Below are 23,796 nucleotides of genomic sequence, written 5' to 3'. Positions count from 1 at the left end.
GATTCTGCATGGCTTTCCTCGCGCTTGGCATCAATCACAAGACCGCCTCAGTGGATGTACGCGAACGCGTAGCGTTCACCCCTGAGCAAATGGTAGAGGCATTACGGCAACTGTGCCGGGAGACCTTGAGTCGCGAGGCGGCCATTCTGTCGACCTGTAACCGTAGTGAGCTCTATCTGGAAATGGAGCAGCCCCTTCCGGACAACGTTCTGGCATGGCTCGCCCACTATCATCATCTCTCGCTGGATGAGCTGCGTGCCTGCGCGTACATTCATGAGGATGACGAGGCGGTCCAGCACATGATGCGTGTAGCGTCCGGTCTGGACTCCATGATCCTGGGCGAACCGCAGATTCTGGGCCAGATGAAATCAGCCTACGCGGTAGCACGCGAAGCGGGCACCGTAGGCCCCTTGTTAGGGCGTCTTTTTCAGGCAACGTTCAACACGGCGAAAAGTGTCCGTACCGATACCGCCATTGGCGAAAACCCGGTTTCGGTTGCCTTTGCTGCGGTAAGCCTGGCCAAGCAGATATTCAGTGATCTCAATCGCAGCCAGGCGCTTTTGATTGGCGCAGGAGAAACCATTACGCTGGTGGCAAGGCACCTCTACGAGCAGGGCGTCAAGCGGATTGTGGTCGCCAACCGGACACTCGAGCGCGCCAGTCACCTGGCAGAGCAGTTCGGGGCGCATACGATTCTGCTTGCCGATATTCCGGAAGAGCTGCCCAATAGCGACATCGTGATCAGCTCGACGGCAAGCCAGTTGCCCATCCTGGGTAAAGGTGCCGTTGAGCGTGCGCTCAAGCAGCGCAAGCACAAGCCGATGTTCATGGTGGATATTGCAGTGCCGCGCGATATCGAGCCGGAGGTCAGCGAGCTGGACGATGTGTACCTGTACACCGTCGACGATCTGCATGAGGTCATCACTGAGAACCTTAAGAGCCGGCAGGGCGCTGCCCAGGCGGCTGAAAAACTGGTGCTGGCTGGGGTCGATGAGTTTATGCATCGTCTGCGTGAGCTGGCAGCGGTGGATGTATTGCGAGCCTACCGGCAACAGGCCGAGCAGATGCGTGATGACGAACTGGCTCGTGCTCAGCGGCAGCTCGCCAATGGTGTTGCGCCTGATCAGGTGCTGGCCGCGCTGGCACGGAGCCTGACCAACAAGTTGTTGCACGCGCCTAGTGTGCAACTCAAGAAATTGTCTGCTGAAGGGCGCATCGATGCGCTGGCTTTGGCTCAGGAACTGTTCGCTCTCGACGAGGGCGTGGATAAAAAATGAAAGCCTCTCTGCTGCAAAAACTCGATGGATTAAATGATCGTTTCGAGGAGCTGACAGCGCTGCTCGGTGATGCCGACGTAATCAGTGACCAGACCCAGTTTCGTGCTTATTCGAAGGAATATGCGGAAATCGAGCCGGTCATCATGGCGCTTCGGGAATTTCGCAAGGTGCAGGCCGATCTGGAAGGCGCTCGTGCCCTGCTAAAGGACAACGACCCGGAAATGCGGGCCATGGCCGAAGAAGAGGCCGAGCAGGCAGAAGCCGCGCTGATCGACTTGGAAAATCAGCTACAGCGAATGCTACTGCCTCGCGATCCTAATGACAGTCGCAACGTTTTCCTTGAGATTCGTGCCGGAACCGGTGGAGATGAGGCCGCCATTTTTGCCGGGGATCTGTTCCGCATGTATTCGCGCTATGCCGAGCGTCAAGGTTGGCGCATAGAGGTCATGTCCGAGAACCTGGGCGAGCATGGTGGCTACAAGGAAGTGATTGCCCGTGTAGAGGGCGACAACGTCTACGCCAAGCTCAAATTCGAGTCTGGCGCCCATCGTGTCCAACGGGTTCCCGAGACCGAGTCTCAAGGGCGAATCCATACATCGGCCTGTACGGTGGCTGTGCTGCCGGAACCTGATGAGCAGGCAGCTGTAGAGATCAATCCGGCGGATTTGCGTATTGATACCTATCGCTCCTCCGGCGCCGGTGGTCAGCACGTCAACAAAACCGAGTCGGCCATTCGTATTACGCACCTTCCCAGCGGTATTGTCGTTGAGTGCCAGGAAGAGCGTTCACAGCACAAGAACCGCGCCAAGGCTATGGCGTGGTTGGCGGCCAAGCTCAATGACCAGCAACAGGCGGCACATCAGCAGTCTATCGCCAGCACCCGTAAATTGCTGGTAGGCTCAGGGGATCGTTCCGAGCGTATCCGGACCTATAATTTTCCACAGGGCCGTGTGACCGATCACCGTATCAACCTGACCTTGTACTCTCTGGGTGAAGTCATGGAGGGCGCGGTGCAGCAGGTCATCGAGCCTCTCCTGCAGGAATATCAGGCCGACCAACTGGCGGCCTTGGGGGACTGATATGGCCACTATCGGGGCATTGCTCAAGGAAGCGCGCCTGCCGGATTCACCCAGCGAGCGCCTGGATGCCGAATTGCTGTTGGCGGCTGCGCTGGGAAAGCCGCGTAGCTTCCTGCGTACCTGGCCTGAACGTATTGTGACGCGTGAAGCGAAGGATCTTTACAGCACCTTTATCGAGCGTCGTCGAGATGGGGAACCGATAGCTTATATCCTGGGCCATCAAGGGTTCTGGTCGCTCGATCTCGAGGTCTCGCCTGATACCCTGATACCGCGCCCTGACACGGAGCTTCTGGTTGAAACTGCGCTGGCTCTGACAGATGCCGAACGCAGACGCGTGCTTGACCTGGGAACAGGTACTGGTGCCATCGCCCTGGCGCTGGCCCATGAGCGTGCGCAGTGGCAGGTAATGGGGGTGGATCGTGTAGACGGCGCGGTAGTGCTCGCTGAGCGAAATCGGGCACGACTGGGCATTTCGAATGCCTCTTTTCAGCAAAGTCATTGGTTCGCTGCGCTTTCCGCAGAGCGGTTTGACGTCATTGTCAGCAATCCTCCCTATATTCCACACAATGATCCGCACCTTGATAAAGGGGATGTTCGCTACGAGCCTGCCTCTGCATTGGTTGCGGGTGACGATGGTCTGGATGATATTCGCCTTATCGTTCAGCAGGCCCCGGAACATTTGTTACCCAGTGGATGGCTGCTTCTGGAACATGGGTTCGATCAGGCTCCAGCGGTCAGGTCGCTACTGACTGAGCAGGGCTTCATATCGGTTGAAAGCCGTCGCGATCTGGGTGGGCATGAGCGCGTGACACTGGGGCAGCGGCCGTGCTGAGCGATGCGGAGCTGTTGCGCTACAGCCGGCAGATTTTATTGCCTCAGATCGATATAGAAGGGCAGCTGCGTCTCAAGCAGGGCAGGGCGCTGATCATAGGCCTTGGTGGCCTGGGCTCCCCGGTTGCGCTGTATCTGGCCGCCGCGGGTGTGGGTGAGTTGCATCTTGCCGATTTCGACACGGTCGACATGACCAATCTGCAGCGGCAGGTCATCCATGACACGGCCCAGGTAGGGCGTAGCAAAGTCGATTCGGCGCTGGATCGGCTGCAGGCGATCAATCCTGAAATTACCTATAACGCTTACCGAACTGCCTTGGATGCCGACTCCCTGGCTGCAGCGGTCGAACGCGTAGACGTCGTGCTGGACTGCTCCGATAATTTTTCCACTCGAGAGGCCGTGAATGCCGCATGTGTATCCGCGGCTCGGCCTTTGGTAAGTGGTGCCGCCATTCGACTTGAAGGGCAGCTCAGCGTATTCGACCCAAGACGTGAAGACAGTCCGTGTTATCACTGCCTCTACGGTCATGGTAGCGAGACGGAGCTAACCTGTAGTGAAGCTGGGGTCGTAGGGCCCTTGGTAGGGCTGGTAGGAAGCCTTCAGGCGTTGGAAGCCTTGAAACTGCTTGCAGCGTTCGGCTCTCCTCTGGTGGGGCGCCTGCTGTTGATTGATGCGCTCACGTCACGCTTCAGAGAGCTGAAAGTGCGCCGTGACCCTGCTTGTGAGGTATGTGGAAAACGCCATGCCGAGTAATGCACCTATTGGTGTTTTTGATTCTGGCGTAGGCGGATTGTCCGTCCTGCGTGAAATTCATGGGCTTCTACCGGGTGAGTCGCTGTTATATGCAGCGGATTGTGCTCATATTCCTTACGGGGAAAAAGATCCGGCTTTCATTCGTGAGCGTTGCCAGCAGGTAGCTGAGTTCTTTCTCGAGAAAGGCGCCAAGGCAATGGTGTTGGCGTGCAATACAGCTACCGTAGCGGCTGTAAACGACTTGCGCGAATGTCATGCACAGTGGCCTATCGTGGGTATGGAGCCTGCGGTGAAGCCGGCGGCTGCAGCGACAAAGTCGGGTGTGGTGGGGGTTCTGGCAACCACTGGGACGCTTCAAAGCGCACGATTTGCCGCCTTGTTGGATCGCTTCGCCAGTACGGTCAGGGTCGTCACTCAGCCTTGTCCGGGGCTAGTGGAGCGGGTAGAGATCGGAGACCTGACTGGCCCCGTGACCCGGGCGTTGCTGAAAGAGTATGTAGCACCACTGCTGGCAGCTGGCTGTGACACGATCATTCTGGGGTGTACGCATTATCCCTTCCTGAAGCCTTTACTAAGGGAACTGCTGCCTGCTGAAATTACTCTCATCGACACCGGCTCGGCGGTTGCACGTCGACTGAGCTCGTTGATCCATGAAAAAGACCAGATGGCAACGGACACTCCTTTGGAATGCCGTTTCTGGACAAGTGGGGATGTCGAGCAGTTTTCGACGGTGTTGCCTAGCCTATGGGGCAAAGTTGCGTCAGTGGAAACGCTGCCTTTCTGAAATCAGTTAGTTTGCTACCTTTTCAGGATGAGAAGTGTCTCCCATAATGTAACTTTGTACGTGTTACAAAATAATACAAGGACTTTCAGATGAAAAAATTGCTTCCACTGGCCATTGTGGCCGCGCTTTCTGCCGGATCCATTCTTTCCGCTCAAGCGGCTGAGGTGTCCGGCGCAGTAGGTGTAACGGGCCAAGGCGATATGACGTATCGTCTGGGAATGGGCTTCGACTGGAACAAGAGCTGGTGGGAGACATCCACGGGACGCCTGACAGGTTACTGGGATGCTGGCTATACCTACTGGGAAGGCGCTGACCATTACTCTTCCGCCAAGCATTCTCTGTCCTTTGCTCCGGTATTCGTATACGAGTTCGGTAACGGTTCTGTTAAACCCTTTATCGAAGCCGGTATCGGTGTGTCTGTCTTTTCAAGCACTCGTGTCGGTGAAAAGGAACTGGGCTCAGCCTTCAACTTTGAAGACCGCATTGGCGCAGGTGTGAAGATCGGCGAAACCCAGCGAGTAGGCATTCGCGCGACGCATTACTCCAACGCAGGTATCAAGGAGCCTAACGACGGTATCGAATCGTACGCGCTGTTCTACAGCCACACGATCTGATTCATAGTCGTTTCGCCAGAGCCGGACCTTGAAAGTCCGGCTTTTTCATGCCTGGCGTTTGGCAGGCTTGGGCAGGTTTCTGAACGCCATCAAGGCGCGTTCACGGCTCTCCTTGACTTCGACGATAGGCGCTGGGTAGTCCTTGATGGCACGCTGCCACCGCTTGAACGGGTTATGAATAGCTTTGTCATCGAGCGAGGCCAGCTCTGGAACCCAGGTACGAATGAAGCGTCCGTTGGGATCAAACCGCTCCGATTGCGAATAGGTATTGAATATTCGGAAATAGGGCACGGAGTCAGTGCCAGTCGAGGCGCTCCACTGCCATCCACCATTATTGGCAGCCAGATCGCCATCGATCAGGTTTTGCATGAACCAGCGTTCACCTTCGCGCCAGTCAATTAACAGATTCTTGCTCAGAAACATGGCAGTGATCATGCGCAGCCGGTTGTGCATCCAGCCTGTTTCACGCATCTGACGCATGGCTGCATCAATGATCGGAATACCGGTTTTGCCGTATTTCCATGCGTCAAGATCGTCTGTATCCCGCCGCCAGGGTAGCGCCTCGGTATGCCTGTGAAACGCTCTGCTCATCGAAACATGGGGATAACCTACCAGAATGTGCTTGTAGAACTCTCGCCATAGTAGCTCGTCGATCCAGGTCGATGCGCCTGGCGCTCCGGTCGTCAGCTCGCCCCGGTTGGCGCTCAACACCGCGTGCAGACATTGGCGAGGGGAGAGCACGCCTGCTGCAAGATAAGCGGATAACTCACTGGTACCAGGGCGAGAAGGAAAGTCCCGGTCGTCGTGATATACCTCCATGCGCTCATCGACAAAGCGACGCAGTCTGGCATGCGCTTCATTTTCGCCCGCAGGCCATTGCTGCTGTATCACGCTCGAGACTGCCGCATAGGAGGGGATCTGGTTGGGTACGGGATCCGATTCGATAGAGCGTACAGTCTGAATACGGGGCGGCGGGATAAGCGGTGGAAGGCTATGTTGTAGGAGATTGATGCAGGTTTTACGAAACTGGCCAAAGACTTTGAAGTAGCCCCCACTCTTCGTAAGCACTGAGCCAGGCTCGAAAAACAGCTGATCCAGATGACGCTGAAAGCCTATTCGATTACGGTTCAGCGCTGCCTTTACTGCCTCATCACGACGTTGTTCGTTGACACCATATTCTGCATTGGCATGGACGGTCTGAATGCCATGTTGTTGGCTTAGCTTGGCGACAATAGCGGCCGCATCAGCCCAGCGAGCCACTTGCCGAATCAACAGGGGGATGTTGAGCGTATGCAGCGTCTCGGCCAAGACTTTCAGGTTCCGGCGCCAGAAGTCGACCTTGGCAGGAGAGTCGTCGTGTTCCTGCCATTGTTCAGGTGTAATCAGATAAAGGGCCAGCACTGGTCCGGCCGCGCAGGCTGCAGCCAATGCCGTATTGTCCCGTACTCGAAGATCGGTACGGAACCAGACGAGTTGGGTCATACGTGTTCTGCCATCAACCCCAATGCCTGAAGACGGCTAAAGACATCCAGAGGGTCATAGGCCACATTCAATGCGGTTTTGCTGACGTCATCCAGTAATTTGGCGGCCGGACCGGCAATGATGACGGGGGCAGGGCATGTCTCAGCCAACCTGCGCAGCTGTTGTATCTGCTGTGATTCCAGCGGAGCATTTAAATACAGTACAAGGCAGCGCGGCGACATGCGTTCGGCGGCCAGTGCGTAGGCATCCAGCGCAAGCGGCCATTCCAATGTTTCAATTGGAAAGTCGGCGTTGCTCAATAGCCAGGCGCTGAGCCAGAGTCCGGCATTCATTGGCGTTTCAGCCAGACTGACCAGCAGAACGGACTGCCCTTTGAGTTGATAATTATTGTGGTAAATCCGTGCCCCAAGCTTGCTACGCAGCCAGGACAGAAAAAAGGATTGCTCCAGGGAGCCAATCAGAGGCGCCTTGCGGTGCTGTTCAAGATGCTCGACCAGCGGCATCAGCAATTGTTCGCACAGCACCCGGGGCGGGTAAAGGGCTGCCGTTCGGTTATAAGCTTCATCCAGACGTCGCCCAGCCAGCTCACGCACAGCGTCCAGCATTTCCTGGCGCAGCGCGACCCAGGGGGTGTCATTGGGCGATGAAAGCGGGCGCTGACTGAGCAGTGCCTTGACCTGGCCGACAGCAACGCCACGGTTGATCCAGGCCAGAATGTTTTTGATGCGCTCGATATGGCTTTCACCATAAAGGCGGTGCCCTTTAGGTGTTCGCTTGGGAATGATCAGCCCGTAGCGTCGCTCCCAGGCTCGAAGTGTGACGGCATTGACCCCCGTGCGTCGGGCAACTTCACGTATGGGAAGCCAGCCTTCATTCAAGGCGGCCTGATAGTCACCGTCCCCTTCGATTTCTGTTGGGGACTTGCTGGGTATGGACTGCATGTCAGATGGCATTTCTCAAGCTCAAATCTTCCGGGTGCGGTTGCAGGTAGGATTGCTCGATCACGTAGTCATGGGGATGGCGGCGGAAGTGATGCTTGAGCAGTGTCAGGGGCACCACCAGTGGAACAATACCGCTGTGATACTGCTCGATCAGGCGCTGCATTTCTTCTTTATCCGCCGGGCTCAGCGCATTCTTCAAATAACCAAACAGGTGATACAGGACGTTGCAGTGGGTTCCCCGGGTAGCGCAACGCTTGAGTGCGCTCATTACACCCTTGAAGTAGTGAGGGCCCAGCTCCTGTGGATCGTGTAGCCCGATTTCACCCAGCATGCGTCCCAGTGTTCTGAACTGCTCGGGGGCATTGGCCATCAGCTGGTACTTATAGCGGGAATGAAAGCCGAGGATCGCTTTGCGTGTCAGGCCTTCGCGCAACAGCTGTTGCCACTGTGCATAGGCGAACACACGTGTCACGAAGTTTTCCCGGAGCACAGGGTCATTCAGCCGACCTGCTTCCTCAACCGGTAACTCTGGGCGAAGCTCACAGAAGACACGAGCAAATACACCCTGGCCTTCAGGCTGATTGGGCATGCCGTGTTCTGAATAGATCTTTACGCGCTCCATTCCACAGGAGGGCGATTTTTGCATGAAGATGAATCCGGATAGATCATCCAGCTCGGTCGCCATTTTCTTGCCATAGTTAGCCAGCGCATCCGTTACGTCGAGTTCTCGGTTGACTGTACCTACGGCTCGCGTTTGTTCAGGTGTGCCAACCAGACGGATCGGTTCACGGGGCGTACCCAGGCCAATCGCCATTTCCGGGCATACCTGTACAAAATCGAAATGCTCGGCAAACGTGTGGCTGCACAAGCGGGATTCCTTGTGTCCGCCGTTGTAGCGGACCGGCTCGCCCAACAGGCAGGCGCTGATTCCTAGCTTGGGACGAGGTAATGACGTCGATTGGCGAAAAGGCATGCGCCACCTCCAAAATTGAACGTACAAAACTTATACAAACTATTATTCTTGTACAAGTTCAATATCGTTATTGACCAGGGGTGACGGTGATAATTCGACAAATCAGACGCAAGGTAGGTGTGCTGCGGAGCGCCGCGAGCCTCGCGCGGCGCTGGATGAGGTCATTCCAGATGATCAAGCAAACGGCTGGCGGCATCAAAACCGCTCAGCCAGGCACCTTCTACACGGCCTGTACCACACCAGTCTCCACACGCATAAATACCCAGGTCCGCGTCAGCCAGCGCGCCCCATTGATGGCCTTGCGCCGGACGTGCGTAAAGCCAGCGATGAGCCAGCGTGAAGGCCGGTTCGGGTACTGCGCAACCGATGAGTTCGGCAAAGGCACCATGAAGCTGTTCGATAACCTGTTCCTTGGATGCATCCAGGTGTTCCCGACTCCAGGCGCTGGTTCCATGGAGAACCCAGGTGTCGTAGTCGGTTTCTCGGCCTGGCTTGCAGCGGTTGCGAGCAAACCAGTCCAGCTCACCTTCCTGAACGAAGCAGGCTTCAACAGGCGTATCAAGCGGCGTCTTGAAGGCCAGTGCAACCGACCAGGTTGGATCCATCACCACACCGGCCGCCACTGCGGCAAGCTTTGGCGCAGTAGCCAAGAGTGGTGTTGCCTGGGGTGCAGGTGTTGCGATGATAACGTGGCTGAACGGGCCGTGGTTGTGACCGTCGGCGTCCTGCAGGGACCAATGTTGGGGGCCGCGGAATGCTTCGGTAATCCGGCAGCCAAAGGACACCGGCAGATCCCCGACCATGGCTCGGGTAATGGCGCTCATACGGGGTATGCCGACCCAGCGCGGCTGTTCATCCTGAGAGGGTGTAAGCGCGCCCGAACGGTACTGGTACAGAGCTGGGTCCCACTCCGCTACGCAGCCTTGGATGCGCCATTGGCTGACCGCATCGATGAAGCGGCGGTCACGGGCAGTGAAGTATTGGGCTCCCAGATCAAGCGAGCCGAAATCGCTCCGCTTGCTGGCCATACGGCCTCCACTTCCACGGCTTTTTTCGAACAGATGAACCTCATGTCCTGCCGCGTTGAGGACATGGGCGGCGGAAAGCCCGGCAATGCCGGCGCCGATGATGGCGATGGGTGCTGTCATGAAAGGCCTCGCTTGTCTTGGCAGAACCTGTCGACGAACGTTTTGCAATTAAGCAGGCTCTACGAGTACGACTGTGACAAAGCTGATCCAGTTGCACTATGACCTTAACAAACAAACCTGAAGAGGTCTTCAGCGCGACGCGTTAATGTGGCCCCAAATGAAGAAGGAACGACGACATGCATATAGTGCTGACCGGCGGTACAGGCTTGATCGGCCGGGCGTTGTGTCATGACTGGCTGACGAAAGGGCATAGCCTGACCGTGTTGAGCCGTTCGCCCGACAAAGTGGCCCGTGAGTGCGGCGCCTCGGTGCGTGCCATTGCCCGTCTGGACGAAATAAACGGCGAGCCGGTCGATGCGGTTATCAACCTGGCCGGCGCGCCTATAGCGGATAAGCCTTGGACGTCATCGCGCAAGGCTGAACTCTGGCGAAGCCGGATTGCGCTGACCGAATCCCTGGCGGACTGGATGAGGGCGCAGCCAAAGCCGCCCAGGGTGCTGCTTTCCGGATCTGCTGTCGGCTATTACGGCGATGGGGGAGAGAAGCCGCTCAAGGAGGATAATGCGGTCCCTGGTCATGACTTTGCCAGCGAGCTATGTGTAGCCTGGGAGCAGGTCGCTAATGAGGCAGAGGCTCTGGGGGTTCGTGTCGTCACCCTTCGGACAGGGTTGGTGCTGGCCGCGGATGATGGCTTTATGCAGCGTCTTTTGCCTATGTTTCGCCTGGGCCTGGGCGGGCGCCTGGGCAGCGGACGTCAATGGATGCCCTGGATTCATTTGAAAGATCAAATCGGGGCCATCGATTTTCTTCTGAACCAGGAGTCGGCCAGTGGCCCTTATAATCTGTGTTCACCACAACCGGTACGTAATGCCGATTTTGCACAGGCTCTAGGACGTGCACTGCATCGTCCCGCACGAATACCTGTTCCCGCCTTTGCCTTGCGCCTGATGGGAGAGATGTCGAGTCTGCTGCTGGGTGGGCAGAGAGCCTTGCCTCAGCGATTGCTGGATGCAGGTTATACCTTTCGCTTTACCGATTTGGACGCGGCACTGAATGACCTGCTGCGCGCTAAGGACTATTCATGACTGATCACGCATTATTGCTCGTCAACCTGGGCTCCCCGGCGTCGACGTCGGTACCTGATGTACGGCGCTATCTCAACCAGTTCCTGATGGACCCCTACGTAGTAGATCTGCCATGGCCCGCGCGTCGCCTGTTGGTCTCCCTGATCCTGGCCAAGCGGCCGGCGGCCTCGGCCCATGCTTATTCGTCCATCTGGTGGGAAGAGGGTTCTCCGCTGGTTGTGCTCAGCCGTCGCCTGCAGGATGCCATGCGCGCCAAATGGACCCATGGCCCGGTGGAGTTGGCGATGCGGTACGGCGAACCCTCCATTGAGTCGGTATTGACCCGGTTGGCGAAGCAGGGCGTTTCCGAAGTTACTTTTGCGCCGCTTTATCCTCAATTTGCCGACAGCACGGTCACTACCGCTGTGGAGCTGGCTCGCAAGGTCATTCTGGAGCAGCGGCTGAAATTGAAGATGCATGTGCTTCCGCCGTTTTATGACCAGCCTGAGTACCTGGAGGCGCTGGTTAAGAGCACCGAATCCTATCTCCAGCAGCCGTTCGATCATATATTGATGAGTTTTCATGGTCTGCCTGAGCGGCATCTGCACAAGTCCGACCCAAGCGGTACACATTGCCTGAAGGGCGCTGACTGCTGCCAGAACGCCAAGGGTACGGTGTTGGAAAGTTGCTACCGTGCGCAATGTATCCGCACAGCGGAAGGGTTTGCCCGCGAGGCAGGCCTGAGGCCGGATCAGTGGTCCTTCTCGTTCCAGTCGCGCCTTGGTCGCGCCAAGTGGATCGAGCCTTACACCGAGGCACGCCTCGATGAGCTGGCTGCCCAGGGAGTGAAGCGTCTTCTGGTAATGTGTCCTGCGTTTGTCGCGGACTGTATCGAGACGCTGGAAGAAATCGGCATGCGCGGCAAGGAGCAGTTTGAAGAAGCCGGTGGTCAGGAGCTGGTACTGGTGCCGTGTCTAAATGATCATCCCGCGTGGGTTGATGCGCTCACCACCCTGTGTGAGCGGGTTCCCCGTGCGGTGTGAGTCTAGAATCTGAATATAAAAAGCCCCGCTCTAGCGGGGCTTTTTTTTACAGAAGACTATCCGGCGGCGGTGCGTCCTTACGCCAGTGATTGTGTCCCGGTAGCAGCAGGTTGAGCCCAATGGCTACAATGCCGCAAAGCGAAATGCCCTTCAGACCAACCTCGCCATTACCGATCACGATGCCGCCGATCCCAAAGACCAGGGTCACCGATACGATTACAAGGTTGCGTGCCTCGGACAGATCGACCTGATGACGAATCAGGGTATTGAGGCCGACCACGGCAATCGAACCGAACAGCAGGCATAGGATGCCGCCCATGACCGGCACCGGAATGCTCTGCAAGGCGGCACCGAATTTACCGACGAAGGCGAGGGCAATGGCAAAGCCGGCCGCCCACAGCATGATCTTGGGGTTGTAATTCTTGGTCAGCATGACCGCGCCGGTTACTTCGGCGTAGGTCGTATTGGGCGGTCCGCCAAACAGGCCGGCCGATGAAGTGGCGATACCATCACCCAGCAAGGTACGGTGCAGGCCAGGTTTTTTCAGGTAGTTGTTGCCAGTGACGCCACCCACGGCAATAACGCCGCCCACATGTTCGATGGCTGGCGCCAAGGCGACCGGCACCATGAACAGGATCGCTCCCCAGTGGAATTCGGGGGCGACAAAATGGGGAACGGCCAGCCAGGGGGCTGAAGCAATCGCATCGGTATGCACCAGGCCAAACAGGAACGCAAGGGTGTAACCCACGATGATGCCTGCCAGGATCGGTACCAGCTTGAAAATGCCACGGCCGTAGATAGCCACAATCAGCGTGGTTATCAGTGCAGGCATGGAGACCAGCATGGCGGTGGCATAGGGGACCAGCTGCGCACTGCCATCGCCAGCCTTGCCCATGGCCATATTGGCTGCCACCGGGGACATGCCAAGACCAATGGAAATGATGACTGGTGCAATCACGACCGGGGGCAGGAGCCGGTCGATGAAGCCAATCCCCTTGAGCTTAACGGCCAGGCCCAGGAAGGTATAAACGAAACCGGCCGCGACCACGCCACCCAGCACGGAAGGCAGACCGAACTCGGCCTTGGCCGCAATGATCGGAGCGATGAACGCAAAGCTTGACGCCAGGAAGACCGGCACTTGACGGCCTGTCACGAGGTGGAACAAGAGCGTGCCCAATCCGGCAGTAAAGAGCGCAACGTTTGGATCCATGCCGGTAATGAGCGGCATCAGGACCAATGCGCCAAAGGCGACAAACAGCATTTGTGCGCCAGACAAAATCTGTCGCCATAGCGGATCGTTATGAGACTGCACTATCAGGTGTCCTTTTGCTTGGTGCCGAAGATCTTGTCACCGGCATCACCAAGTCCAGGGAGGATGTAGCCATGCTCATCCAGACGCTGATCTACGGAGGCGGTATAGATGCTGACATCGGGGTGAGCCTTTTCGACCGCAGCAATGCCTTCCGGCGCAGCTACAAGGACCAGTGCACGAATTTCTTTGGCGCCTGCTTTCTTGAGCATATCGATGGTGGCAATCATGGAGCCGCCCGTCGCCAGCATCGGATCGATGATCATGGCCAGACGGCGATCGAGTTCGCCGACAAGCTTTTCCAGATACGTATGGGCTTCGAGCGTTTCTTCATTGCGCGCCAGGCCGATCACGCTGACCTTGGCGCTGGGAATGAGGCTGAGGACGCCGTCAAGCATGCCGATGCCGGCGCGCAGGATCGGTACGACTGTTACCTTCTTGCCAGAAATCTTCTCAACCGCTACGGTGCCACACCAGCCTTCGATATCGACATTTTCGACAGGAAGATCCTTTGTAGCTTCATAGGTGAGCAGGGCGCTGACTTCTTGTGCCAATTCCCGAAAATTTTTGGTGCTAATATCGGCCCGCCGCATTAATCCAAGCTTGTGGCGGATCAGCGGATGTCGAATTTCATGGATGGGCATGGGAATGGTCTCCGGCGTACTGGCAAAATTACGCTAGATTAAATCATTAGGGTCCCTTTCGGGCAGATGTTTTGTCGCGATTGGCTTGCTCGCCGACGGTTAGCCCGGTAACTTTGCCGCCTTTTACCCAAGCCTGCCCCGCAGGCAGGTGTGTACCATGTCTGGAGAGTCCCCTATGTCCGCCGATCTCGATCATATCCGTAATGTCATGGCGGAGGCCGACTGCCTGTTCGATGAAAGCCAGGTAGAGGCAGCCATTGGCAAGGTGGCCGAGGCAATTACGGCTGATCTGGCTGACCGTAATCCTGTCATGTTCTGCGTGATGAATGGCGGTTTGATCTTTGCCGGCAAGCTGGCAACCAAGCTCAATTTCCCGCTGGAGATGTCCTATCTGCATGCGACCCGCTATCGCAATCAGACAACTGGCGGTGAATTGTTCTGGAAGGCCAAGCCGGAAATTTCCTTTATTGACCGTGATGTATTGATCGTCGATGACATTCTCGACGAAGGGCATACGCTCAATGCCATCATCGAATTCTGCAAGCATGCCGGTGCCAAGGCGGTGCATACGGCCGTACTGATCGATAAGGATCATGATCGCAAGGCCGTTCCTGGCCTGAAAGCTACTTATTCCGGGCTGTCCTGTATCGATCGTTACATTTTTGGCTACGGTATGGACTACAAGGGCTATTGGCGCAACGCACCCGGTATCTACGCGGTAAAAGGTCTCTGATATGCGGGGTCCGGCGTTCATCGATCAGGTACTGTTCGCCGGGCTTACCCAACAGGCGGCAGACAGTCCTCGCCTGCGCTACCACCATGGTTTTCATACCATGGATGAGCCCTGTCATCGCCTGTCAATCGGCATGCAGCCAGACACCTACATTGCGCCTCACCGGCATCTGGACCTGACCAAGGCCGAAACGCTGCTGGTGCTCAAGGGACGTATTGGTGTCCTGTTCTTTGATGAAGAGGGAGCGCTGACCGGACAGCGTCTGCTTGAAGCGGGTGGTGATTGTGTGGGGGTCGATTTTCCTCCAGGCCTCTATCATTCGCTGGTAGTGCTTGAGACTGATACTGTTATCTTCGAATGCAAGGCAGGCCCTTTCCGCGCCTTGCAGGATAACGAGTATGGTCCCTGGGCGCCGCGTGAGGGCGAGCCGGGAACCCAGGCCTATCGAGACTGGATGGCGGCCCGCTTCGAGTCCTGACCGCTCGGCTGAGCATGATTTTGGGCGTTGAGTGACGGGGTGGGGCGGAGTAATATGCGGCCCTCTCGTTTTCCGCACAGGTACTTTGCGATGCGTAAGGACAAAAAGCAGGTAATCGGCGAGGAAATCAGCGACGATAAGATCAAGCTGTTTCTCGCAGTCGAACCGGCCGATGATACGCCGCCTTCCCTGCATAAACTGGTAAAGGCATACCGTGGATTGAGAGCTGACGACTTTGAACGTTTCGTTGGTTTCTTCGTTGAAGCAGGTTATGACCTGGACGCTCGTGATGCAGAGGGTCAGGACTTCATCGATCTGATCCGTGCCCATCGCAAGGCTGAGCCGTACGTGGATGCGGTGCGTGGCGCTCACGCCTGATCACCTGTTCTGAAAAGCCCGCCTCCTTGATAAGGGCGCGGGCTTTTTCATGCCTTTTGCTTGAGATGCAGAATAGGGTAAGGCTTGCCGAGGCTATCTACGGCAGAGCGGCCTGTCACGGTGAACCCTTGTGCCAGGTAAAAGCCTTTGGCCTCATCGTTCTGCTCGTTGACGTCTACCGTTAGTCGGCCGTGTAGCCCGGCCGCATGGCGCAAGAGTCGCCTCCCATGTCCTTGACCATGTCGGGCTGGATCAACAAAAAGCATGTCTACGCTGGCTTGGGTAAGACCGATGAATCCTGCAGGTTGATCGTCATCGGACAAGCTGACCCACGTTTCCAGACTGGGCAGGTAACTGTCACGGACCAGCGGACGGAAAAGGTCGATGTCCTCTTCAGGTAGAAAGTGATGGGTTGCCCTGACGGCCTGTTCCCAAATCTCGACCAGCAAGGGAATGTCTGTAGGCGTTGCGCGTCTTATGGACATGGTATGCCTTGTGTGTGCGTGATGGATTTATTTGAACACGTCGCCCTGCTGTTTGCAGCGTTTCGCTTGCGGCGGCTCATACAGTGCTGTCAGGCATTCACGGGCTGGGTATACTGCCTGCCATCAACGACCCACATGAAGATGGAGTAGAGCATGCGCAATCGCTTGTTGCTTGGTCTGATCGCTGTTGCCGGACTGGCTATTGCCGGCTGTGCCAGCAGTCCACAGCAATTGAGTCCGCAACCCAAACTGACAGCCCCAATCGCTGCGGTCGGGCACGGGCAGCCTGTTTCGGTACGTGTCGTGGACGGTCGCTCGTCATTCTCGCTGGGAACCCGGGGCGGTTTGTATCCTGAAACCAGTACCGTGTCGGTCCAGAGCAACGATGTCATTCCAAAGCTTCAGGCTGAAGCGGAATCAGCGGTTCGTTTGCTGGGCTTCACGCCAACGCCCAACGCCTACAATGCTCCCCAGCTGACGCTGACCTTGGCAGAGCTGAAGTATCAGTCGCCCAAGGAGCTGTACGTTACCTCGGCCAATATTGGCGCAACCTTCAAGGTAGATGTACGTAACAGCATGCGTGGCTACAGCGGTCGCTATGGCGCCTCGCTGGAGCAGCGTTTCGGTATGGCACCCAATACGGCAACCAATACCAAGCTGGTAAGCGATGTGCTGAGCGATGCGTTGACCCGCGTCTTCAAGGACCAGACCATCGCCCAGGTTCTTAACGGGCAGTAAGCCTGTTATCTGAAAAAGCCCCGGCAACGGGGCTTTTTTGATTCAACCAACTTAATCCAGTGGTCGCCCTGCCAGGAGCCGATACTTGTTCAGTACAGGCTGGGCATATTGGCGGATCATCTGCAGGCGGTATTCGGCAGGGCAGTTATTGAGTCGCTCCTGCCACTTCTGCCGAGCTTCAGCCAGCTCGTCTGCTGGGAACAGGCTTTCTGCCGAGGGTACGGTCAGCGATTCGTCACGGCCGTCCCAGCGCTCATAGGCCAGGTGGTTGGCAGGGAAAAGTCGATAATTGGTCAGGATGCGGCGGTCCATTTCGGTTGCCAGCTGCTTGGCATCGCTGAATTCGCCGGTCAGCATCTCGCCAAACTCCACATGCACGCGTCCCTTGTAGCCCGTGATGCCCAAGGCGATGCTGACGTCATCCTCGCCAGGCGCCTTGGCATAGGTGCCGGTGGTTTCACGAATATAGAGTTCACGGGCCTTGGCCAGATCGCAGGGATCGTACTCATAGCTGATCGACACAGGCACGATGTGCAACGCCTTTACCATATCGGCAAAGGAGTCGTCCTTGCAGCCCATGTGAAACATCTTGAGGATGGCTGAATCGGTGCGGTCGTCTCCATCCTTGGCCCGGCCTTCGGCCTGGGCGATCCAGACGGACTGGCCATCCTGGCGAATGGAGTAATTGATATAAGCCGAAAGCGTCTGATACGCCGCAAGCTTTTCACGCCGTCCGGTGATGGAGCGGTGGACGATAAAGCTCTTGTTCAAGCGCATGAGGTCGCTGACGAAGGGCTTCTGCAAGAGGTTATCGCCAATGGCGATGCGCGGGGTTGGCAGCCCGGCATGATACACGGCGTAATTTACAAAAGCCGGGTCCATGACGATGTCACGGTGGTTAGCCATGAACAAGTAGGCACAGCCGCTACGTAGATTATCCAGGCCCGAATAAGTCACACCATCGGTGGCTTTCTCGATCGTACGATCGACATAAGGCTCCAGTTTGTCCTGAAGCATGCTGACGCTGGTGATACCGGACACTTCCTGACGCAGCCGATGGCGCAGCATAGGCTTTAACAGCCATCCAAACGGGCTGGACAGTTTGGGGAAGCGGTAGCGGGTCAGGATGTCGATAAACTGCTCATCATTGATGAGTCGGGCCAAGACGGCAGGGACTTCTGTATCGTTGAAGGGTCGAATGGCTTCGAACTCGCCCATATCGTTCTCTTTTTAATAACAAGTGGCGACACGTGTCGCAAAGTGGCGGCCATAGTAGAGCGCGCAGCGAGAGATGCAAGCCGAATACGGCGTTAATGTCGCCCCTGGCGATTCCAATCATCGCAAAAACACGGTGCCGGAGCCTATTAGGAGCCCATTATGCTGGAAAGCCAACCGTATGAGTGTCCTTACTGCGGAGAACCTGCCGAGGCGGTGGTAGACCTGTCGGGTGGCGATCAGTCGTACTATGAGGATTGCCCCGTCTGTTGCAGACCTATCTTTTTTATCTTACACACAGAGGGTATGACATGGTCTCTCGAAAGTCGGCGAGAGGATGAATGATGCTCCGGATCTATGAGCCGCGAGATCTCCTGGAGGCAGAAATGCTGCTGGCCATGCTGGACAGTGAGGGTATTGACGCGCATTTGGCAGGGCGCCATTTGATAGGCGCCATTGGCGAGTTGCCTGCTATTGGGCTTCTGGGAATTGCCGTGCATGACGCAGATGCTCCGCGCGCCCGCGAGCTGATTGCCGATTACAACGCTGCTCAGCCATTGCCTTATGAGGACCCGGACAGCGGGCCGGCCGTGTTATTGTGCTGAAGCGGTAGTCGGCTTTGCCTGAAAAGGCGAACCGAATCGACCTGTTTGTTTTCTTGCCTGGTTGTGTATGTCTGGACGCTACGCCTTGTTTCGCTGGCCTCCCGAGGTAACTCGGATGACCGGTTTTCCAGCGGGCTATCAGCCGCGCTGGAACATCTCTCCCCATGCCCAGGTGCTATTCATGCGGCACCATGAGGGCGAGTGTCGTGTCGACAGTGGCCGTTGGGGCCTGACGCCCGCCTGGCTCACGGATCTCTCACGCACGCCCACCCATGCCCGGGCGGAAACGGTAGCGGATCAGCCTATGTTTCGTGAAGCATTTGCCCAGCGCCGCTGCCTGTTGCTGGCCAATGGGTTTTATGAATGGCGAGGGACTTCGCGCAAGCGGGCCTTCTGGATGATCAATGGCGAGCCGTTGGCTTTCTTTGCAGGCATCTGGGAGGCCTATCCGGTCATGGGGCAGGTCTATTTGAGTGTGGCCATGCTGACTCAGCCCGCCGGAGGACTCCGTCGCCCGCTGGTGCTGGCCGAGGCCGAACGGGACGCCTGGCTGTCGCCCACAACAGAGCCGCGCGTCCTGAATGAGATCCTGCTGAAGCCCTCAATGCCGCTACGTGAGAGAGTGCTTGCCGGTATTGTGAATGATCCCTCGGTAGACGGGCCGGAATGCCTGACGCCGCTTTAGGCGTTGGGCTGGCAATGCCGAACTGCTAGCCGTGTCACTCGTCGCTTGGTCGGTAGGAGTTGTCGAGACTGGCGGCGCGACCTACCATCTGCGCAGTCGCGCAATCAGGAGAGTGTCATGCGTCGTGTTTTACCCATCGTCGGTCTTTCGCTTTCAGTACTGCTCAGCGCATGTCAGGCGGTGAATACCACTAGCGGAAATGCTGTTGGGGTTGAGCGTAAGCAGTATATGTTCAGCATGTTGTCGGCTGATCAGGTCAACCAGATGTACTCGCAGTCGTACCAGAAGACGGTTACCGAGGCGAAAAACGCCGGCAAGCTGGCCAACGATACGGCTCAGGGCAAGCGAGTACAGGCAATAGCCAAGCAGTTGATTGCTCATACGTCTGCGCTGCGGGCGGATGCAGCTAACTGGGATTGGCAGGTCAACGTGCTCCAGAATGATGAAGTGAATGCCAACTGCGGCCCGGGTGGAAAAATCTTTGTTTATACCGGCCTGCTTGATCAACTGAAGCCTACGGACGATGAGCTGGCCGCTGTGATCGGGCATGAGATTGCCCATGCACTGCGTGAACACAGCCGCGAGCAGATGTCCCGCGCCTATGCCATCGAGATGGGTCAGAATATCGGCGGGGCGCTGCTGGGTATTGGTCAGGGTGGTATGCAGGTGGCGGATCAGGTTACCCAGGTTAGTCTGACTTTGCCGTTCAGCCGTTCCAACGAGAACGAGGCAGATCTCATCGGGCTCGAACTGGCCGCGCGCTCGGGCTATAACCCCAATGCCGCCGTGACGCTCTGGCAGAAGATGGCCAAGCTGAGTAATGGTAACCAGTCACCAGAGATACTCAGCACCCACCCGTCCGATGACAAGCGGATGAGCAATCTGGAGGCTGCCATTCCCAAGGTCATGCCGTTCTATGAGGCCAGCCGTAAGTCGTGACAGGTCGGCTATCGAGAACCAGAAGCCCCGGCTGCTGATAGCCGGGGCTTTTTTATGCTCAGAAAGGAATAATTAGAACATACCGCTTAGCTGAAGCGCGTGATAAGCCGCCGCGAGAGCCAGAATGCCGAATGCTGTAGCGGCAAGTCGGCGGATCAACACCAATGGCAATCGGTCAGCGGCAAAGTTTCCTGCGAGTACAACGGGTACGTTGGCCACAAGCATGCCCAGTGTCGTGCCCATGACGACCAGAATGAAATGAGGGTATTGGGCCGCCAGCATCACCGTGGCGACTTGTGTCTTGTCTCCCATTTCCGCCAGGAAGAACGCCACCAGCGTTGTCAGGAAAGGTCCATAGCTCTTTTTAAGGCCTGATGCCTCATCTTCGTCCAGCTTGTCCGGGATCAGCGTCCAGAGGGCGACGGCTACAAATGAAATCGCCAGAATCCAACTCAGGGCCGTCTCGCTGAAGAAGCGGCTGACCCAGCTGCCAACGGCGCCAGCAACAAAGTGGTTGGCCAGCGTCGAAGCCACCATTCCCATGATGATAGGCCAGGGCTTACGAAATCGGGCAGCCAGCAGCAGAGCAAGCAGCTGAGTCTTGTCACCTATTTCTGCAAGGGCGACGACCAGCGTAGGGACTAACAGGGATTCCATCAGGTTTCCAAAAGGGGCGGGCATTAATTAGACAAATGACATGCATGCCTTCCCACCCCGGGTAAAGGCTGCATGTCATAGGTCTTGTCAAACCCGCAGGTCGCGAACGCCATGGTCGAGGACCAAGTATGTTGACGGACGCCTGGCGCTGATGGCCAGAGACTACTCCCCTAGGACGGCGCGCATTCTGCCCAAACATCCAGGCAGGTGCAATTCAAAAGAGCGATACGCTGTCTCTATCAGCAGCGGAAGGCCTGGTAGATACGAAAGCCGTCACGCTCTGCCAACACCTTGCAGGGCCCCAGATGTTGCTCGATCAGTGGGGGATACCTGAGAAAGCTGTTGGCCACAATACGCAGCTCGCCGCCTGGGCGCAGGTGATGGACGGCTTCGCGTAGCAGGGTCTCGCTGGCTTGATAATGAGTATGTACGCCCTGGTGAAACGGCGGGTTGCTGATAATGGCGGCCAGCCCAATGGGCGCCGCAGCGATACCGTCGCCAGCCAATACGGTGCCGTTCAGCCTGTTGGCAGCCAAGGTCAGGCGGCTACTCTCTACCGCAAACGCATCCACGTCGAGCATATGAAGGTCATTGTGGGGATAGCGCTGTTTGAGCGATGCACCTACTACACCTGCGCCGCATCCGAAATCCAGCAGCGCACCAGCAGGTAGATTATCGAGATGTTCGAGCAGAAGGGCGCTCCCCTTGTCGAGCCGCCCGTGGCTGAACACACCTGGCAGGCTGACTACATGAAGCATTGAACCGGCAACATCCAGCTCGAAGCGCTCGGCCCGCTCATGCAGCATGACGGGGGCTGCCTCGGGATGTGAGACCTTCCACAACTGACAGTGCCGAGCATTGTCCAGCTTGCTGGCGGCGCCCAGCAGAGCCAGCTGTTTGGCAGCCCGCTCGATTCCACCCCGCTTTTCGCCTACCACATACAGTGCCCCTTGAGGGACCATGGCCGCCAAGACGCTGAGCAGGTAATCCGTCAGCTCTCTGGACTTGGGCAGGAATAGTACGGCGGTATCGTATGGCTGAGCAGGTGTAGAGGTTCCGAAGTCGACTCTCCCGGGAAAGCGAGCCTGGAAATAGGCCTCATCGCCTGCATGCCAGGTCCAGCCATGTGCCTCCGGGAGGTGGCTCAATAGATCATCTGCAGGTAATCCTGCCAGCAAGGTTCGGCCTTGAAAATGCTCGGGCTGACGGAGCAGGACTTCGCTGCGTGGATCCATGGGCGTCCTCGGTAAAAAAGCGCGAAGCTTAGCAGACCGTGCGAGTCGGCGCGCCCGCAAAAAAGGCGGTTGCGTTATCAGTCAGCTGACCGATGATCCGCTGGCGAGCCTCCCGGCTTCCCCATGCATTATGAGGCGTCACGATAAGCCTGGGAATGTCGTGGGCGAGCAGGGGATTTCCGTCTTTTGGCGGCTCCTGGGTGAGGACGTCCGTGGCGGCGCCTCCCAGATGACCGCTCCGCAGGCAGTCGGCCAATGCCTGTTCGTTCACGATACCGCCTCGAGCCGTATTGATCAGAAAAGCGGTGGACTTCATGGCAGCCAGTTGCGGAGCATCGATCAGGTTGCGCGTGGCGTCGGTAAGGGGGCAATGCAGGCTCAACGCGTCTACCTGGGGCAGTAGCGCTTCCAGCGGTATATAGCCTTCGCGCACTGGCCGTCCAGGCAACTGACCCAGCAGGATACGCATGCCAAATGCTTCCGCCAGGCGAGCAACTGCACCGCCAAGCTCACCGTGACCCAGGATGCCAAGCGTCTTGCCTTCCAACTCCATGATGGGATAGTCGAGCAGGCAGAACTGCTTGGCTTCCTGCCAACGTCCAGCCTGAACATCGCGCTGATAATCCGACAGTCGCGTGGCCAGGGCCAGCAGGAGCGCGAGTGTGTGTTGTGCAACGGAAGGCGTGCCGTACCCCTGACAATTGCAGACGGTTATCCCATATTGGCGTGCTGCGTCCAGATCCACATTATTGGTGCCGGTGGCGCTGACCAGTACCAGCTTGAGCGATGGGCATGCAGAAAGGCAGTCAGCGGTCAGGCTGACCTTGTTCACGATAGCCACCTCCACCGTCTGCAGGCGCTCGATAATCTCGTCAGGCGCGGTGGCCGGATAGACGTGGAATTCGCTGAAGACTGCCTTCAACGGAGCTGGATCCAGATCTCCCAGGTCCAATGAGGCATAATCCAGAAAGGCGGCACGACGGGCTAGGCTCATGGGGTGTCCTTATGATTATTGGCCGGAACTGCCAGCCTAGCAGAAGCCCCTGGCGCAGGGGCAAGGTAGTAAGCTGACAGGTATGAATTATCTCGCTCATCTTCATCTTGGCGGTTCAGATCGTGAACAGCTGCTGGGAAGTCTTTACGGTGACTTCGTCAAAGGTCCTCTCGATAATCGCTGGCCCTTGGCTATCGAACAGGCTATCCGCCTGCATCGCCGTATTGATGCCTTTACCGACAGCCATCCCTTGATCGATCGTGCCCGTGCACGCTTTCCCGAGGCGCGCCGGCGCGTCAGCGGTATCCTGGTCGATGTCTTTTTCGATCACTGCCTCAGCCGGCATTGGACTGCTTACGCCGACCAGCCATTAGAGGCTTTTATTGCGCGGTTCTATCGTATTCTGCTGTCGGAGCCTGATTTGCCGCCAAGGCTGGCGAGGATCGCGCCGCGTATGGCAGCTCAGGACTGGCTAGGCAGTTATCAGGAATTCAGGATCATCGAACAGGTCATCAATGGTATGGCGAGTCGACTGTCCCGGCCTGTACTCTTTGAGGGCGCCTTTGCGGAAGTAGAAGCGCGTTATGCGTTGCTTGAGCAGGACTTCTTTGACTTTTATCCCGAACTGCTGGCGTTCGTTCGTCAGGCGCAGCGGGATCGCTATTGATTCAGGTCAACATGCGCAACGGCTTGTGCGCATAGAGTCACCGCG

The 23,796-nt window shown here is 57.1% G+C and carries 28 protein-coding genes and 1 riboswitch; of the genes, 17 read left to right on the top strand and 11 right to left on the bottom strand.

All coding sequences use genetic code 11. The annotated features are described in order from the left end of the window. The first annotated feature begins 8 nt into the window (after nucleotides 1-8). The 6 genes from hemA to HMPREF1487_RS05500 all read left to right on the top strand — a co-directional run bounded on the left by hemA (nucleotide 9) and on the right by HMPREF1487_RS05500 (nucleotide 5,338). Nucleotides 9-1,277: a glutamyl-tRNA reductase gene (gene hemA, locus HMPREF1487_RS05525; protein WP_010795618.1), complete on the top strand. Its 1,269-nt coding sequence runs from the start codon at nucleotides 9-11 to the stop codon at nucleotides 1,275-1,277. Further along, entirely contained in the window at nucleotides 1,274-2,356 is a 1,083-nt protein-coding gene (gene prfA / locus HMPREF1487_RS05520) for a peptide chain release factor 1 (RefSeq protein WP_010795617.1), read from the top strand. Before hemA ends, prfA begins: the two co-directional genes overlap by 4 nt. Nucleotide 2,357: 1 nt before the next feature. Beyond that, nucleotides 2,358-3,188 (top strand): peptide chain release factor N(5)-glutamine methyltransferase, encoded by an 831-nt coding sequence (prmC, locus tag HMPREF1487_RS05515; protein WP_010795616.1) that lies wholly within the window; start codon nucleotides 2,358-2,360, stop codon nucleotides 3,186-3,188. Further along, nucleotides 3,182-3,940: a molybdopterin-synthase adenylyltransferase MoeB gene (locus tag HMPREF1487_RS05510; protein WP_010795615.1), complete on the top strand. Its 759-nt coding sequence runs from the start codon at nucleotides 3,182-3,184 to the stop codon at nucleotides 3,938-3,940. Before prmC ends, HMPREF1487_RS05510 begins: the two co-directional genes overlap by 7 nt. Then, a complete protein-coding gene (murI, locus tag HMPREF1487_RS05505; RefSeq protein ID WP_010795614.1) occupies nucleotides 3,930-4,724 on the top strand; it encodes a glutamate racemase in 795 nt (264 codons plus the stop codon). Before HMPREF1487_RS05510 ends, murI begins: the two co-directional genes overlap by 11 nt. 89 nt (nucleotides 4,725-4,813) lie before the next feature. After that, nucleotides 4,814-5,338, top strand: coding sequence for an acyloxyacyl hydrolase (locus HMPREF1487_RS05500; protein WP_010795613.1), 525 nt, complete (start codon nucleotides 4,814-4,816; stop codon nucleotides 5,336-5,338). A gap of 45 nt (nucleotides 5,339-5,383) precedes the next feature. Here HMPREF1487_RS05500 and phrB read toward each other — a convergent pair whose 3' ends face one another. The 4 genes from phrB to HMPREF1487_RS05480 form a co-directional block, all read right to left on the bottom strand. Next, the gene (gene phrB / locus HMPREF1487_RS05495; RefSeq protein ID WP_010795612.1) at nucleotides 5,384-6,820 is read right to left on the bottom strand and encodes a deoxyribodipyrimidine photo-lyase; all 1,437 of its coding nucleotides are present in this window, start codon (nucleotides 6,818-6,820) and stop codon (nucleotides 5,384-5,386) included. Beyond that, nucleotides 6,817-7,761, bottom strand: coding sequence for a MerR family transcriptional regulator (locus HMPREF1487_RS05490; RefSeq protein ID WP_230382220.1), 945 nt, complete (start codon nucleotides 7,759-7,761; stop codon nucleotides 6,817-6,819). Before HMPREF1487_RS05490 ends, phrB begins: the two co-directional genes overlap by 4 nt. A 1-nt stretch (nucleotide 7,762) precedes the next feature. Beyond that, entirely contained in the window at nucleotides 7,763-8,734 is a 972-nt protein-coding gene (locus HMPREF1487_RS05485) for a YbgA family protein (protein WP_010795610.1), read from the bottom strand. 161 nt (nucleotides 8,735-8,895) lie between these two features. Beyond that, a complete protein-coding gene (locus HMPREF1487_RS05480; RefSeq protein WP_010795609.1) occupies nucleotides 8,896-9,882 on the bottom strand; it encodes an NAD(P)/FAD-dependent oxidoreductase in 987 nt (328 codons plus the stop codon). Nucleotides 9,883-10,058: 176 nt separating this feature from the next. Between HMPREF1487_RS05480 and HMPREF1487_RS05475 the strand changes: the two genes are divergently transcribed. Together HMPREF1487_RS05475 and hemH are read left to right on the top strand one after the other, a co-directional pair. Continuing rightward, a complete protein-coding gene (locus tag HMPREF1487_RS05475; protein ID WP_010795608.1) occupies nucleotides 10,059-10,967 on the top strand; it encodes a TIGR01777 family oxidoreductase in 909 nt (302 codons plus the stop codon). Further along, nucleotides 10,964-11,989 carry a ferrochelatase gene (gene hemH, locus HMPREF1487_RS05470; protein WP_010795607.1) on the top strand — a complete coding sequence of 342 codons (1,026 nt, stop codon included), beginning with the start codon at nucleotides 10,964-10,966 and terminating at the stop codon, nucleotides 11,987-11,989. The genes HMPREF1487_RS05475 and hemH overlap by 4 nt, the downstream gene beginning before the upstream one ends. Before the next feature lie 46 nt (nucleotides 11,990-12,035). On the opposite strand, the gene HMPREF1487_RS05465 is transcribed toward hemH, so the two are convergent. Next, nucleotides 12,036-13,301, bottom strand: a complete 1,266-nt coding sequence (locus HMPREF1487_RS05465) for a uracil-xanthine permease family protein (protein WP_010795606.1) — start codon at nucleotides 13,299-13,301, stop codon at nucleotides 12,036-12,038. 2 nt (nucleotides 13,302-13,303) lie between these two features. Continuing rightward, on the bottom strand, nucleotides 13,304-13,942 hold the full coding sequence (upp, locus tag HMPREF1487_RS05460; protein ID WP_010795605.1) for a uracil phosphoribosyltransferase: 639 nt from the start codon (nucleotides 13,940-13,942) through the stop codon (nucleotides 13,304-13,306). Between the two features lie 175 nt (nucleotides 13,943-14,117). On the opposite strand from upp, the gene HMPREF1487_RS05455 reads away from it, so the two are divergent. From HMPREF1487_RS05455 to HMPREF1487_RS05445, 3 genes are all read left to right on the top strand, one after another. Beyond that, on the top strand, nucleotides 14,118-14,675 hold the full coding sequence (locus tag HMPREF1487_RS05455; RefSeq protein ID WP_010795604.1) for a hypoxanthine-guanine phosphoribosyltransferase: 558 nt from the start codon (nucleotides 14,118-14,120) through the stop codon (nucleotides 14,673-14,675). Between the two features lies 1 nt (nucleotide 14,676). Then, nucleotides 14,677-15,153, top strand: a complete 477-nt coding sequence (locus HMPREF1487_RS05450) for a WbuC family cupin fold metalloprotein (RefSeq protein ID WP_010795603.1) — start codon at nucleotides 14,677-14,679, stop codon at nucleotides 15,151-15,153. 90 nt (nucleotides 15,154-15,243) lie between these two features. After that, nucleotides 15,244-15,531, top strand: coding sequence for a PA4642 family protein (locus tag HMPREF1487_RS05445; RefSeq protein WP_010795602.1), 288 nt, complete (start codon nucleotides 15,244-15,246; stop codon nucleotides 15,529-15,531). A 47-nt stretch (nucleotides 15,532-15,578) separates the two neighbouring features. Here the strand turns inward: HMPREF1487_RS05445 and HMPREF1487_RS05440 are convergent, their stop codons facing one another. Continuing rightward, nucleotides 15,579-16,016, bottom strand: coding sequence for an acetyltransferase (locus HMPREF1487_RS05440; protein ID WP_010795601.1), 438 nt, complete (start codon nucleotides 16,014-16,016; stop codon nucleotides 15,579-15,581). A gap of 153 nt (nucleotides 16,017-16,169) precedes the next feature. On the opposite strand from HMPREF1487_RS05440, the gene HMPREF1487_RS05435 reads away from it, so the two are divergent. Next, a complete protein-coding gene (locus HMPREF1487_RS05435) occupies nucleotides 16,170-16,754 on the top strand; it encodes a YajG family lipoprotein (RefSeq protein ID WP_010795600.1) in 585 nt (194 codons plus the stop codon). A 51-nt stretch (nucleotides 16,755-16,805) separates the two neighbouring features. On the opposite strand, the gene HMPREF1487_RS05430 is transcribed toward HMPREF1487_RS05435, so the two are convergent. Then, nucleotides 16,806-17,972, bottom strand: coding sequence for a 1-acyl-sn-glycerol-3-phosphate acyltransferase (locus HMPREF1487_RS05430; RefSeq protein ID WP_010795599.1), 1,167 nt, complete (start codon nucleotides 17,970-17,972; stop codon nucleotides 16,806-16,808). A gap of 159 nt (nucleotides 17,973-18,131) precedes the next feature. Here HMPREF1487_RS05430 and HMPREF1487_RS26695 point away from each other — a divergent pair, with 159 nt between their 5' ends. The 4 genes from HMPREF1487_RS26695 (at nucleotide 18,132) to HMPREF1487_RS05415 (ending at nucleotide 20,198) form a co-directional block, all read left to right on the top strand. Beyond that, nucleotides 18,132-18,314 carry a CPXCG motif-containing cysteine-rich protein gene (locus HMPREF1487_RS26695; RefSeq protein ID WP_010795598.1) on the top strand — a complete coding sequence of 61 codons (183 nt, stop codon included), beginning with the start codon at nucleotides 18,132-18,134 and terminating at the stop codon, nucleotides 18,312-18,314. Continuing rightward, entirely contained in the window at nucleotides 18,314-18,574 is a 261-nt protein-coding gene (locus HMPREF1487_RS05425) for a putative signal transducing protein (protein ID WP_010795597.1), read from the top strand. The genes HMPREF1487_RS26695 and HMPREF1487_RS05425 overlap by 1 nt, the downstream gene beginning before the upstream one ends. 67 nt (nucleotides 18,575-18,641) lie before the next feature. Continuing rightward, nucleotides 18,642-19,259 carry an SOS response-associated peptidase gene (locus HMPREF1487_RS05420; protein WP_037029769.1) on the top strand — a complete coding sequence of 206 codons (618 nt, stop codon included), beginning with the start codon at nucleotides 18,642-18,644 and terminating at the stop codon, nucleotides 19,257-19,259. 117 nt (nucleotides 19,260-19,376) lie between these two features. Continuing rightward, on the top strand, nucleotides 19,377-20,198 hold the full coding sequence (locus HMPREF1487_RS05415; RefSeq protein ID WP_010795595.1) for a M48 family metallopeptidase: 822 nt from the start codon (nucleotides 19,377-19,379) through the stop codon (nucleotides 20,196-20,198). 72 nt (nucleotides 20,199-20,270) lie between these two features. Here HMPREF1487_RS05415 and HMPREF1487_RS05410 read toward each other — a convergent pair whose 3' ends face one another. From HMPREF1487_RS05410 to HMPREF1487_RS05400, 3 genes are all read right to left on the bottom strand, one after another. Then, nucleotides 20,271-20,855, bottom strand: a complete 585-nt coding sequence (locus tag HMPREF1487_RS05410) for a TMEM165/GDT1 family protein (RefSeq protein ID WP_010795594.1) — start codon at nucleotides 20,853-20,855, stop codon at nucleotides 20,271-20,273. Between the two features lie 37 nt (nucleotides 20,856-20,892). Further along, nucleotides 20,893-21,038, bottom strand: a riboswitch (yybP-ykoY riboswitch). A 56-nt stretch (nucleotides 21,039-21,094) separates the two neighbouring features. Further along, entirely contained in the window at nucleotides 21,095-22,090 is a 996-nt protein-coding gene (locus HMPREF1487_RS05405; protein WP_010795593.1) for a class I SAM-dependent methyltransferase, read from the bottom strand. Between the two features lie 28 nt (nucleotides 22,091-22,118). After that, on the bottom strand, nucleotides 22,119-23,084 hold the full coding sequence (locus tag HMPREF1487_RS05400) for a 2-hydroxyacid dehydrogenase (protein WP_010795592.1): 966 nt from the start codon (nucleotides 23,082-23,084) through the stop codon (nucleotides 22,119-22,121). An 82-nt stretch (nucleotides 23,085-23,166) separates the two neighbouring features. On the opposite strand from HMPREF1487_RS05400, the gene HMPREF1487_RS05395 reads away from it, so the two are divergent. Further along, nucleotides 23,167-23,751 (top strand): acyl carrier protein phosphodiesterase, encoded by a 585-nt coding sequence (locus tag HMPREF1487_RS05395; RefSeq protein ID WP_010795591.1) that lies wholly within the window; start codon nucleotides 23,167-23,169, stop codon nucleotides 23,749-23,751. The last annotated feature ends 45 nt before the right edge of the window (nucleotides 23,752-23,796 follow it).

This window comes from Pseudomonas sp. HPB0071, assembly GCF_000478505.2.
GTDB lineage: Bacteria > Pseudomonadota > Gammaproteobacteria > Pseudomonadales > Pseudomonadaceae > Chryseomonas > Chryseomonas luteola.
This window is presented reverse-complemented; position numbering and strand designations above follow the sequence as displayed.

Excerpts from the sequence above, each read along its gene's own strand:
- hemA (WP_010795618.1), top strand. The coding sequence starts at position 9 with ATGGCTTTCCTCGCGCTTGGCATCAATCACAAGACCGCCTCAGTGGAT.
- prfA (WP_010795617.1), top strand. The coding sequence starts at position 1,274 with ATGAAAGCCTCTCTGCTGCAAAAACTCGATGGATTAAATGATCGTTTC.
- prmC (WP_010795616.1), top strand. The coding sequence starts at position 2,358 with ATGGCCACTATCGGGGCATTGCTCAAGGAAGCGCGCCTGCCGGATTCA.
- murI (WP_010795614.1), top strand. The coding sequence starts at position 3,930 with ATGCCGAGTAATGCACCTATTGGTGTTTTTGATTCTGGCGTAGGCGGA.
- HMPREF1487_RS05500 (WP_010795613.1), top strand. The coding sequence starts at position 4,814 with ATGAAAAAATTGCTTCCACTGGCCATTGTGGCCGCGCTTTCTGCCGGA.
- phrB (WP_010795612.1), bottom strand. The coding sequence starts at position 6,820 with ATGACCCAACTCGTCTGGTTCCGTACCGATCTTCGAGTACGGGACAAT.
- HMPREF1487_RS05490 (WP_230382220.1), bottom strand. The coding sequence starts at position 7,761 with ATGCAGTCCATACCCAGCAAGTCCCCAACAGAAATCGAAGGGGACGGT.
- HMPREF1487_RS05485 (WP_010795610.1), bottom strand. The coding sequence starts at position 8,734 with ATGCCTTTTCGCCAATCGACGTCATTACCTCGTCCCAAGCTAGGAATC.
- HMPREF1487_RS05480 (WP_010795609.1), bottom strand. The coding sequence starts at position 9,882 with ATGACAGCACCCATCGCCATCATCGGCGCCGGCATTGCCGGGCTTTCC.
- HMPREF1487_RS05475 (WP_010795608.1), top strand. The coding sequence starts at position 10,059 with ATGCATATAGTGCTGACCGGCGGTACAGGCTTGATCGGCCGGGCGTTG.
- hemH (WP_010795607.1), top strand. The coding sequence starts at position 10,964 with ATGACTGATCACGCATTATTGCTCGTCAACCTGGGCTCCCCGGCGTCG.
- upp (WP_010795605.1), bottom strand. The coding sequence starts at position 13,942 with ATGCCCATCCATGAAATTCGACATCCGCTGATCCGCCACAAGCTTGGA.
- HMPREF1487_RS05455 (WP_010795604.1), top strand. The coding sequence starts at position 14,118 with ATGTCCGCCGATCTCGATCATATCCGTAATGTCATGGCGGAGGCCGAC.
- HMPREF1487_RS05450 (WP_010795603.1), top strand. The coding sequence starts at position 14,677 with ATGCGGGGTCCGGCGTTCATCGATCAGGTACTGTTCGCCGGGCTTACC.
- HMPREF1487_RS05445 (WP_010795602.1), top strand. The coding sequence starts at position 15,244 with ATGCGTAAGGACAAAAAGCAGGTAATCGGCGAGGAAATCAGCGACGAT.
- HMPREF1487_RS05440 (WP_010795601.1), bottom strand. The coding sequence starts at position 16,016 with ATGTCCATAAGACGCGCAACGCCTACAGACATTCCCTTGCTGGTCGAG.
- HMPREF1487_RS05435 (WP_010795600.1), top strand. The coding sequence starts at position 16,170 with ATGCGCAATCGCTTGTTGCTTGGTCTGATCGCTGTTGCCGGACTGGCT.
- HMPREF1487_RS05430 (WP_010795599.1), bottom strand. The coding sequence starts at position 17,972 with ATGGGCGAGTTCGAAGCCATTCGACCCTTCAACGATACAGAAGTCCCT.
- HMPREF1487_RS26695 (WP_010795598.1), top strand. The coding sequence starts at position 18,132 with ATGCTGGAAAGCCAACCGTATGAGTGTCCTTACTGCGGAGAACCTGCC.
- HMPREF1487_RS05425 (WP_010795597.1), top strand. The coding sequence starts at position 18,314 with ATGCTCCGGATCTATGAGCCGCGAGATCTCCTGGAGGCAGAAATGCTG.
- HMPREF1487_RS05420 (WP_037029769.1), top strand. The coding sequence starts at position 18,642 with ATGTCTGGACGCTACGCCTTGTTTCGCTGGCCTCCCGAGGTAACTCGG.
- HMPREF1487_RS05415 (WP_010795595.1), top strand. The coding sequence starts at position 19,377 with ATGCGTCGTGTTTTACCCATCGTCGGTCTTTCGCTTTCAGTACTGCTC.
- HMPREF1487_RS05410 (WP_010795594.1), bottom strand. The coding sequence starts at position 20,855 with ATGGAATCCCTGTTAGTCCCTACGCTGGTCGTCGCCCTTGCAGAAATA.
- HMPREF1487_RS05405 (WP_010795593.1), bottom strand. The coding sequence starts at position 22,090 with ATGGATCCACGCAGCGAAGTCCTGCTCCGTCAGCCCGAGCATTTTCAA.
- HMPREF1487_RS05400 (WP_010795592.1), bottom strand. The coding sequence starts at position 23,084 with ATGAGCCTAGCCCGTCGTGCCGCCTTTCTGGATTATGCCTCATTGGAC.
- HMPREF1487_RS05395 (WP_010795591.1), top strand. The coding sequence starts at position 23,167 with ATGAATTATCTCGCTCATCTTCATCTTGGCGGTTCAGATCGTGAACAG.